Consider the following 1,598-nt stretch of genomic DNA (forward strand, 5'->3'; position numbering starts at 1 on the left):
CTTGTGCCCGGCGAGTGGGCGCGTCCAGTCCGCGACCTGGGTCGCGCAAGGGTTCAAGCGAATGACCTGGCCGGAGATATAGGCACTTTTCGGCGAGAGGAAGAACCGCAACGCACCCTCCAATTGATCCTCGGCCCCGTCGCCCACGTACAGCAATTGCAGGACGCCGCCGCTGCGCAGCTCTTTGGCCAGCGACCGGCTGAAGCCTTCAAGGGCCCGTTGGGCACTGGCGGCAAACGGGTCGCCGAGGCTTTCCGGGGCGCGGCCAAGGATCACCAGGTGCGCGCTGTGGTCGAGGTTCTTCATCAACGGCTGAAAGAATTCCCGCAACTGCTTGAGTTGATCGGTGTGCTGCAACTGGCTGGCGTCAAATACCACGGCTTTGAGCTTGGGCCCGTGTCCGGGAATCCAGGTGGTTGCCGTCGACGGTTCGGTGCCGTAGCTATAGATAGCGTCGGTCAGTTTGTTGGCGAATGGCAGGATTTTTGTCGCCAGCGGGCCGCCGCCGATCAGCAGTGCACCCTCCACCGGACGCAGGCGTCCGGCCTGCCAGCGTTCCAGGCGTACCGGTGACGGCAGGCCAATGGCGGCGACCAGGCGATGGCCGAGGCTGGAGTTGGCGAAGTCGATATAACGGTCAGACATGGAACGCTCTCCGAGTGCTGGGGTTCAAACGGTGGACCATCAATAAGTGAAAGTCGTTCGATTGAGCCTAGGCTAGGCTCAGAGATTCACCCCATAACCTCAAGGGAGCTTTCCATGACTCAATTGCGCCGTGTAGCGATCATTGGCGGTAACCGCATCCCCTTCGCCCGCTCCAACGGCCCTTACGCCACGGCGAGCAACCAGGCGATGTTGACCGCCGCCCTCGAAGGCCTGATCGAACGCTACAACCTGCACGGCCTGCGTATTGGCGAGGTGGCCGCCGGGGCGGTGCTCAAGCATTCCCGCGACTTCAACCTGACCCGCGAGTGCGTGCTGGGCTCGCGCCTGTCGCCGCAAACCCCGGCCTACGATATTCAGCAGGCCTGTGGCACGGGGCTGGAAGCCGCGTTGCTGGTGGCGAACAAGATTGCGCTGGGGCAGATCGAAAGCGGGATTGCCGGCGGCGTCGACACCACGTCCGACGCGCCTATCGGGGTGAATGAGGGCCTGCGCAAAATCCTGCTGCAAGCCAATCGCAGCAAATCCATGGCGGATAAACTTAAAGTCTTGTTACAACTTCGTCCCCATCACCTCAAGCCGGAGCTGCCGCGCAACGGCGAACCGCGCACCGGGTTGTCCATGGGCCAGCATTGCGAGTTGATGGCGCAGACCTGGCAGATCCCCCGCGCCGAGCAGGATCAGTTGGCGCTGGAAAGCCACCAGAAAATGGCCGCGTCCTACGCCGAAGGCTGGCAAAACGATTTGCTCACGCCCTTTCTTGGCCTGACCCGCGACAACAACCTGCGCCCCGACCTGACCCTGGAAAAACTCGCCAGCCTCAAGCCCGCCTTCGAGCGCAGTGAGAAGGGCACCCTCACCGCCGGTAACTCGACGCCGCTGACCGATGGCGCCTCGTTGGTGCTGCTGGGCAGTGAAGCCTGGGCCAAGGAGCG

Annotated in this window: 1 protein-coding gene and 1 pseudogene; one reads left to right on the forward strand and one right to left on the reverse strand. The window is 63.0% G+C overall.

All coding sequences use genetic code 11. The features are described from left to right. A pseudogene (locus HX846_RS34340) lies at positions 1 to 645 on the reverse strand (short chain dehydrogenase); the annotation flags it as partial. Positions 646 to 759: 114 nt separating this feature from the next. Between HX846_RS34340 and HX846_RS34345 the strand changes: the two are divergent. After that, positions 760 to 1,598, forward strand: an 839-nt coding sequence (locus tag HX846_RS34345; protein ID WP_178967163.1) for an acetyl-CoA C-acyltransferase, incomplete at its 3' end; no start/stop codon positions are given.

The organism is Pseudomonas sp. K5002 (genome assembly GCF_013386655.1).
In the GTDB taxonomy this organism is placed as follows: domain Bacteria; phylum Pseudomonadota; class Gammaproteobacteria; order Pseudomonadales; family Pseudomonadaceae; genus Aquipseudomonas.